This window comes from Rhizobacter sp. P2_D12 (genome assembly GCF_056404395.1).
Genome location: NZ_JBFUEB010000057.1, coordinates 33,704 through 41,659, shown reverse-complemented (window position 1 = coordinate 41,659; position 7,956 = coordinate 33,704). Strand labels below are relative to the sequence as shown.

Sequence of the window (7,956 nt, the reverse complement as noted above, 5' to 3'; positions counted from 1 at the left end):
GTCGGCGACAGTCAGACCACGAAGCGTGCTGCGCACGCGGGCCTTGAAACCAGCCAGCTCCGGCGCCCCACCCTCATTGGCGCGCCCCAGCCTGCCCGCCCGCACCTTTGCCGAACCAGTGGTTTTGTGCGGAGATCCCGGATTCGCATCCGGGCTACAAGTCGCCTGTCGAAGGCCTGAGCGATTGGTGGGTTCTCAGGAGCGCCTCAGCTTCGGCTTGGCGCGAGATTGGGTGCAATTCCGGAACGAAGCAATGGAAGGGTCACGCGGTCTTCTCCTGAGAGGTGCTCAAGCGCCTGTGCATGACCTTGAACCACAACGGCGGCACCGATGCCAGCCAGATGCAGCCCGCATAGCCGGTCGGCAACTGCGGCCCGGGCAGAGGCTCCAATGTCGGATACGGCTTCCAGGCGTGCAGGTGGTGGTCGGAATGCCGCTGCAGGTTGGCGATGAAGCCGTTGGTGAGCCGGTGGTCGGCGTTCCAGGCGTGCTGCATCGCGAAGGGCTCGCGGCGGCCATCGACCTCGGCGCGCTGCAGCCCGTAGTGCTCGATGTAGTTGATGGTCTCCAGCAGGAACACCGCGTAGGCCGACTGCACCAGCCAGAACAGCAGGCCATGGGCCCCGAAGGCCACCGCCAGCACCAGCAGCCACGCACCCTGCACCACCGTCGCCCAGGCCAGCGGACTGCGCACCCAGCCGCGATGCAGTTGCCGCAGCTGCTGCGCCTCCAGCCGCCACGCATTGACCCAGCTGCCGCCCAGCGTGCGCGGCAGGAAGCGCCACAGCGTCTCGCCGCGCCGCGCACTGGCCGGATCGTCGAAGGTCGCCGCCCGCGGGTGATGGCCGCGGTAGTGCTCGACCATGAAATGGCTGTAGTTGACGCTCGCCATCAGGCACCAGGCCAGCACCCGGTCCAGGCGCGAACGCGAATGCCCCAGCTCGTGCGCAAAGGTGATGCCCTGCGACCCGGTGACGCCGCCGATGCCGATGCCCAGCGCCACCACGGCCGCCCAGCCGGCCTGCTGCTGCGCCACCCACAGCCCGAGGCCGAGCAGCGCCGTCTGCCACAGGACGTGCAAGCGCAAACAGGCGCTGTGCCATCCATCCGGTTCGGCCGCCGGCGGCGAACTGCGCTGCGCCGGGATCAACTCGACCAGCGCCAGCCCGACCTGGAAGGCCGTGCCCACCGCCCAGGCGGCCCACGCCGAATGCCAGGCCGCCCAGCCCACCGACAAGGGCAGCAGCCACGCGATGCAGAAGCGCGGCGGCATCCACGGCCGCGCGCGGGGCAGGAGCAGGTCCATGCCCGATGATCGGCAGCCACCCGGCCCGCGTCAATCGGCCCGTCCCCGATAATCGCGGGATGAACCCGCTGCTCGGCAAGCTCCACCCCTACCCCTTCGAGCGGCTGCGCGCCCTCACCCGCGACATCACGCCCAACCCGGCCTTCACGCCGATCAGCCTGGGCATCGGCGAGCCCCGCCATGCCACGCCGCAGCTGATCCTCGATGCACTGTCGGCCAGCTTCGCCGGCCTCGCCAGCTACCCCGCCACCGCCGGCGACATCGCGCTGCGCCAGGCCTGCGCCGACTGGGCCCGCCGCCGCTACGGCGTCACGCTGGATGCCGCCACGCAGGTGCTGCCGGTCAACGGTTCGCGCGAAGCCCTGTTCGCGCTGGCACAGACCGTGGTCGACCCGACCCGCCCCGGCGCCACCGTGGTCTGCCCCAACCCGTTCTACCAAATCTATGAAGGCGCAGCGCTGCTGGCCGGCGCACAGACCTTCTTCGCCAACAGCGACCCGGCGCGCAACTTCGCGGCCGACTGGTCGCAGGTGCCCGACGCGGTCTGGGCCCGCACCCAGCTGCTGTATGTCTGCTCGCCCGGCAACCCGACCGGCGCGGTGATGCCGCTGGACGAGTGGCGGCGCCTCTTCGAGCTCAGCGAACGCTTCGGCTTCGTGATCGCCTCCGACGAGTGCTATTCCGAGATCTACTTCCGCGAAGACCCGCCGCTCGGCGCGCTGGATGCCGCCATGCAGCTCGGCCGGCACGACCTGCGCAACCTGGTGGTCTTCACCAGCCTGTCCAAGCGCTCCAATGTGCCGGGCATGCGCTCGGGCTTCGTGGCCGGCGACGCGGCGATCCTGAAGCAGTTCCTGCTGTACCGCACCTACCACGGCAGCGCGATGAGCCCGGCCGTGCAGCAGGCCAGCATCGCCGCCTGGCGCGACGAGGCCCACGTGGTCGACAACCGCGAGCAGTACCGCCGCAAGTTCGCGGAGGTCACGCCGCTGCTGGCGCAGGTGCTGGACGTGCGGCTGCCCGACGCCGGCTTCTACCTGTGGGCCGCCGTGCCGGGCGGCGACGACGTCGCATTCGCCCGCGGGCTGCTCGCTCAATACAATGTGACCGTCCTGCCGGGCAGCCTGCTGGCGCGCGAGGCACAAGGCACGAACCCCGGCGCAGGCCGCGTGCGCCTGGCCCTGGTGGCCGACGCCCCGGAATGCCTCGAAGCGGCACAACGCATCGTTTCCTTCATTCAATCCGCCTGAGTCCCCCATGAGCCAACAGCAACTGCAAAGCGTCATCGACCTCGCCTGGGAAGGCCGTGCCCAGATCAATGCCGTCAACTCGCCCGAGGTGCGCGAGGCGGTCGAATCGGTGATCGCCGACCTGAACAAGGGCCGCATCCGCGTCGCCGAACGCGAGGCCGTCGGCCAGTGGAAGGTCAACCAGTGGGTCAAGAAGGCGGTGCTGCTGTCGTTCCGCCTGAACGACAACCAGCTGATGCACGCCGGCGACCTGACCTTCTTCGACAAGGTCAAGACCAAGTTCTCGCACATCAGCGACGACGAGGTGCGCGCCAGCGGCGTGCGCGTCGTGCCGCCGGCCGTCGCGCGCCACGGCAGCTACCTCGCGAAGAACGTGATCCTGATGCCGTCGTACGTCAACATCGGCGCCTACGTCGACGAGGGCACGATGGTCGACACCTGGGCCACCGTCGGCTCCTGCGCACAGATCGGCAAGAACGTGCACCTGTCGGGCGGCGTCGGCATCGGCGGCGTGCTCGAGCCGCTGCAGGCCAACCCGACCATCATCGAGGACAACTGCTTCATCGGCGCCCGCTCCGAGGTGGTCGAAGGCGTGATCGTCGAGGAGAACTCGGTCATCTCGATGGGCGTCTACATCGGCCAGAGCACCAAGATCTACGACCGCGCGACCGGCGAAGTCAGCTACGGCCGCATCCCGGCCGGCTCGGTGGTGGTCAGCGGCAACCTGCCGAGTGCCGACGGCAAGTACAGCCTGTACTGCGCGGTCATCGTCAAGCGCGTCGACGCCCAGACGCGCGCCAAGACCAGCATCAACGAACTGTTGCGTGCGTGAACCCTGAACCCGCCGGCCGGCGTGCCATGATCCCTTCCTCCGTTCAACAAGGTCCCGAAAGGACACAGCCATGACAGCCACCCCCGGCGGCAACATGGAGCGCGTGCTGCGGCTGATGGCCGACAAGGGCGCTTCCGACGTCTACCTGTCGGCCAACACGCCGATCCTGATCAAGATCAATGGCCAGATCCTGCAGCTGAGCGACCAACCCCTCACCGCGACGCAGCCGCGCCAGCTGCTGGCCGAACTGCTGTCGCCGACCCAGCTCGAAGACCTGGAAGACACCGGCGAGCTGAACGTGGGCATCGGCATCAGCGGCGTCGGCAGCTTCCGGCTCAGCGCCTTCCGCCAGCGCGGCTCGATCGCCGCGGTGTTCCGCTGCATCCCGCACGACATCCCGGCGCTCGGCAGCCTGAACCTGCCGCAGGTGCTGAACACGCTGGTGCTCGAGAAGCGCGGCCTGATCCTGATGGTGGGCGCCACCGGCACCGGCAAGAGCACCACGCTCGCGGCGATGCTGGAGCAGCGCAACCAGCAGATGGCCGGCCACATCCTGACGATCGAGGACCCGATCGAGTTCATGTTCAGCAACAAGCGCTCGGTGGTGAACCAGCGCGAGGTCGGGCGCGACACGCAGTCGCTGCAGGTCGCGCTGAAGAACGCGCTGCGCCAGGCGCCCGACTGCATCTACATCGGCGAGATCCGCGACCGCGAGACGATGACGATGGCGATCTCGTACGCGCTGTCGGGCCACCTGGTGGTGTCAACCCTGCACGCGAACAACAGCTACCACGCGCTCGGCCGGATCCTGTCGTTCTACTCGCCCGAATCGCGCCCCGCGCTGCTGGCCGACCTGGCCGCCGGCCTGCGCGCCATCGTCTCGCAGCGGCTGCTGCGCGCATCGGCCGGCGGGCGCCGCCCGGCGGTCGAGGTGCTGCTGAACACCAAGCTGGTGTCCGAGCTGATCGAGCAAGGCGATTTCAGCGGCGTGAAAGAGGCGATGGAGAAGTCGTTGGCCGAAGGCTCGCAGAGCTTCGAGGCCGACCTCGCCCGCCTGATCACCGAAGGCGTCATCACGCGCGACGAAGGCCTCGCCTTCGCCGACTCGCCGACCAACCTGATGTGGCGGCTGGCCAACGACACCGAACCGGTGTCGCGCCAGGTCGCGAAGAAGGAAGAGACCGACGACCAGCCCACCTTCACCGAGATCACGCTGGACGTGCACGATGACCGCAACAGCGGGTTCGCCACCCGGTTCTGATCGCCTGTTGCCGATGTCCCGCACGCTCGAACTCACCGAGGCCCTGATCAGCCGCCGCTCCGTCACCCCCGACGACGGCGGCTGCCAGGCACTGCTGGCCGAACGCCTGTTGCCGCTCGGCTTCGACTGCGAAACCATCGTCAGCGGCCCGGCCGACTTCCGCGTCACCAACCTGTGGGCGCTGCGCCGCGGAAGCCCCGGCGGCAAGCGGCTCATGTTCGCCGGCCACACCGACGTGGTGCCCACCGGCCCGCTCGCGCAGTGGCAGAGCGACCCCTTCGTGCCGACGCACCGCGGCGGCAAGCTGTACGGCCGCGGCGCGGCCGACATGAAGACGTCGATCGCCGCGATGGTGGTGGCGATCGAGGAATTCGTCGCGCAGCACGGCACGCGCTGCGGCGACATCGCGCTGCTGATCACCAGCGACGAGGAAGGCCCGTCGGTGGACGGCACCGTCAAGGTCTGCGAGTTGCTCACGCAGCGCGGCGAGCGCATCGACTACTGCATCGTCGGCGAGCCCACGTCGGTCAGCACGCTGGGCGACATGATCAAGAACGGCCGCCGCGGCACGCTGTCGGGCAAGCTGACGGTCCATGGCGTGCAAGGCCACATCGCCTACCCGCACCTGGCCGACAACCCGATCCACCGCGCCGCGCCGGCACTGGCCGCGCTGTGCGCCGTCGAATGGGACCAGGGCAACCGCTACTTCCCGGCCACCAGCTGGCAGATGTCGAACATCCACGGCGGCACCGGCGCCACCAACGTGATCCCCGGCCAGGTGGTGGTCGACTTCAACTTCCGCTTCTCGACCGAGTCGACGCCCGATTCGCTGAAATCGCGGCTGCACGCGGTGCTCGATGCGCACGGGCTGCGCTACGACCTGGCCTGGACGCTGGGCGGCGAGCCCTTCCTGACGCCGGTGGGCGAGCTGAGCGAGGCGATGGGCGCGGCCATCCTGTCGGAGACCGGCGTGCGCACCGAGCTGTCGACCACCGGCGGCACCTCCGACGGCCGCTTCATCGCGAAGATCTGCCCGCAGGTGGTCGAGTTCGGGCCGCTGAACGCCAGCATCCACAAGATCGACGAGCACGTCGAGGTGGCGAGCCTCGACCCGTTGAAGAACATCTACCGCAAGACGCTGGAAGGCTTGCTCCTATGAAGCTGATCGATCTCATCACTGCGCAGAGCGCCCGCCTCAAGACGGCGGGCGTTTCGTTTGGGCACGGCACGACCAACGCGTTCGACGAAGCCGCCTGGCTGGTGCTGTGGGCGCTGGGCATGCCGCTGGATGCGCTGGAAGCCGAGGCGCAGCGCGAGCTGTCGGCCGAGGAAGAGGCCACCGCCGTCGCGCTGGTCGACGAACGCATCCGCTCGCGCCGCCCGGCCGCCTACCTGACGCGCGAGGCCTGGCTGCAGAACGTGCCGTTCTACGTCGACGAGCGCAGCATCGTGCCGCGCTCGTTCATCGCCGAGCTGCTGGCCGATGGCGAGGGCGAAGGCACGCTCGATGCATGGCTGTCCGACCAGACGCACCAGGTGCTCGACCTGTGCACCGGCAACGGCAGCCTGGCGGTGATCGCCGCGATGGCCTACCCCGAGGTCGTGGTCGATGCGGCCGACATCTCCGACGACGCGCTGGCGGTGGCGCGCATCAATGTCGACAAGCACAAGCTGGGCAAGCGCATCACGCTGCTGCAGTCCGACCTGCTGGCCGGCGTGCGCGGGCCCTATGACCTGATCCTGTGCAACCCGCCCTACGTCAACAGCAGCAGCATGGCGGCGCTGCCCGAGGAATACCGCCACGAGCCCGCGCTGGCGTTGGCCGGCGGCGACGACGGCATGGACCTGGTGCGGCGCATCCTGCGCGACGCGCCGGCGAAGATGACCCCCGACGCGGTGCTGCTGCTGGAGATCGGCAACGAGCGCCCGCACTTCGAGCACGCCTTCCGCAAGCTCGAGGTGGCGTGGCTGGACACCAGCGCCGGCGACGACCAGGTGCTGCTGGTCACGCGCGAGGCGCTCGCGCGCTGGAATCGCTAGCCGGCCGCCAGCGCCTGTTCGAAGTCGGCGCGCAAATCCTCATGGTCTTCAATCCCCACCGACACGCGGATCAGCGAATCCGCGATGCCCATCGCTTGCCGCCGTTGCGAGCCCATCTCCCAGAAGATGGTGTGCGCGACGGGGATCGCGAGCGTGCGGTTGTCGCCCAGGTGGCTGGACTTGATGACCAGCTGCAGCCGGTCGAGGAAGGCCAGGCAATCGCGCGAATCGTCGAGCTCGAAGCTCATCAGCGCGCCGCCGGCCTTGAACCAGCGCTTCGCGGTGGCGTGCTGCGGATGGCTCTCGAGGCCCGGGTGGTTGACGCGCCGCACGCCCGGCTGCGCGGCCAGCCAGCCGGCCAGGCGCAGCGCGTTGTCGCAGGCGCGGTCCATGCGCAGCGCCAGCGTCTCGGCTCCGGTGGCGATGCGGTGCGCCGCGTCGGCGCCCAGTGTGGCACCGACGTCGCGCAGCCCGCGCTTGCGGATCTGCAGCAGGCCCCAGCCGCGCGGGTCGCCCTTCTTGTACGGCTCGGCGATGTTGGCGAAGCGGGTCCAGTCGAACAGGCCGGTGTCGGTCACCGCGCCGCCCAGCGCATTGCCATGGCCGCCGATCGACTTGGTCAGCGAATTGACGACCAGCCCGGCCCCGACCGCCGACGGGCGGAACAGGTAGGGCGTGGTCATCGTGTTGTCGACCACGTACAGCAGCCCGCGTTCGCGGCACAGCGTGCCGATGGCTTCCAGGTCGGGGATCTGCGTGCCCGGGTTGGCGATGGTCTCGACGAACACCAGCCGGGTGCGCGGCGTCACCGCCTGCGCCACCTGGGCGGCGTCGGTGGCATCGACCAGCGTCAGCCCGCAGCTCAGGCCCTCCAGTGTGTTCAGCAGGCTGGCGGTGTTGCCGAACAGGAAGCGGCTGGCGACGATGTGGTCGTCGCGCTTGAGCAGCGCCAGCAGCAGCGACGCGATGGCCGCCATGCCGGTGGCGAAGGTCACCGTGCCGATGCCGCCTTCGAGCAGCGTCACCTTGGCTTCCAGCGCGTTGTTGGTCGGGTTGCCCTGGCGCGCGTAGACGTGGCCGCTGCGTTCGCCCTGGAATACCGACACCAGTTCACGCGCCGTCTCGTAGCCGAAGGCCGACGAGGTGTGCAGCGGCTTGTGCGTGGCACCATGCTCGACGCCGCCATGCCGGTCGGCGTGCAGCAACTGGGTGGTCAGGCCCTGCGTTGTGCCGTTTCTCATGCTTTTTCCCGTTTGTTGTGAATTGA

The 7,956-nt window shown here is 69.0% G+C and carries 7 protein-coding genes; 5 read left to right on the top strand and 2 right to left on the bottom strand.

Going from position 1 to position 7,956, the window contains the following annotated elements; all coding sequences use genetic code 11:
- Window positions 1-262: 262 nt before the first annotated feature.
- Complete coding sequence (locus AC1DYN_RS19145; protein WP_477962421.1) at window positions 263-1,306, bottom strand: alkane 1-monooxygenase; 1,044 nt, start codon at window positions 1,304-1,306, stop codon at window positions 263-265.
- A gap of 59 nt (window positions 1,307-1,365) precedes the next feature.
- Between AC1DYN_RS19145 and dapC the strand changes: the two genes are divergently transcribed.
- The 5 genes from dapC (at window position 1,366) to prmB (ending at window position 6,689) form a co-directional block, all read left to right on the top strand.
- Window positions 1,366-2,556, top strand: a complete 1,191-nt coding sequence (dapC, locus tag AC1DYN_RS19140; protein ID WP_477962419.1) for a succinyldiaminopimelate transaminase — start codon at window positions 1,366-1,368, stop codon at window positions 2,554-2,556.
- A 7-nt stretch (window positions 2,557-2,563) separates the two neighbouring features.
- On the top strand, window positions 2,564-3,388 hold the full coding sequence (gene dapD, locus AC1DYN_RS19135; RefSeq protein ID WP_477962417.1) for a 2,3,4,5-tetrahydropyridine-2,6-dicarboxylate N-succinyltransferase: 825 nt from the start codon (window positions 2,564-2,566) through the stop codon (window positions 3,386-3,388).
- A 70-nt stretch (window positions 3,389-3,458) separates the two neighbouring features.
- Entirely contained in the window at window positions 3,459-4,649 is a 1,191-nt protein-coding gene (locus AC1DYN_RS19130; protein ID WP_477962416.1) for a PilT/PilU family type 4a pilus ATPase, read from the top strand.
- Window positions 4,650-4,662: 13 nt separating this feature from the next.
- Window positions 4,663-5,808, top strand: coding sequence for a succinyl-diaminopimelate desuccinylase (dapE, locus tag AC1DYN_RS19125; RefSeq protein WP_477962414.1), 1,146 nt, complete (start codon window positions 4,663-4,665; stop codon window positions 5,806-5,808).
- Window positions 5,805-6,689, top strand: a complete 885-nt coding sequence (prmB, locus tag AC1DYN_RS19120) for a 50S ribosomal protein L3 N(5)-glutamine methyltransferase (protein WP_477962412.1) — start codon at window positions 5,805-5,807, stop codon at window positions 6,687-6,689. The genes dapE and prmB overlap by 4 nt, the downstream gene beginning before the upstream one ends.
- Here prmB and AC1DYN_RS19115 read toward each other — a convergent pair.
- Window positions 6,686-7,930, bottom strand: a complete 1,245-nt coding sequence (locus AC1DYN_RS19115) for a cystathionine gamma-synthase family protein (RefSeq protein WP_477962410.1) — start codon at window positions 7,928-7,930, stop codon at window positions 6,686-6,688. The two genes, prmB and AC1DYN_RS19115, sit on opposite strands and share 4 nt — an antisense overlap.
- Window positions 7,931-7,956 lie beyond the last annotated feature (26 nt).

Excerpts from the sequence above, each read along its gene's own strand:
- AC1DYN_RS19145 (WP_477962421.1), bottom strand. The coding sequence starts at position 1,306 with ATGGACCTGCTCCTGCCCCGCGCGCGGCCGTGGATGCCGCCGCGCTTC.
- dapC (WP_477962419.1), top strand. The coding sequence starts at position 1,366 with ATGAACCCGCTGCTCGGCAAGCTCCACCCCTACCCCTTCGAGCGGCTG.
- dapD (WP_477962417.1), top strand. The coding sequence starts at position 2,564 with ATGAGCCAACAGCAACTGCAAAGCGTCATCGACCTCGCCTGGGAAGGC.
- AC1DYN_RS19130 (WP_477962416.1), top strand. The coding sequence starts at position 3,459 with ATGACAGCCACCCCCGGCGGCAACATGGAGCGCGTGCTGCGGCTGATG.
- dapE (WP_477962414.1), top strand. The coding sequence starts at position 4,663 with ATGTCCCGCACGCTCGAACTCACCGAGGCCCTGATCAGCCGCCGCTCC.
- prmB (WP_477962412.1), top strand. The coding sequence starts at position 5,805 with ATGAAGCTGATCGATCTCATCACTGCGCAGAGCGCCCGCCTCAAGACG.
- AC1DYN_RS19115 (WP_477962410.1), bottom strand. The coding sequence starts at position 7,930 with ATGAGAAACGGCACAACGCAGGGCCTGACCACCCAGTTGCTGCACGCC.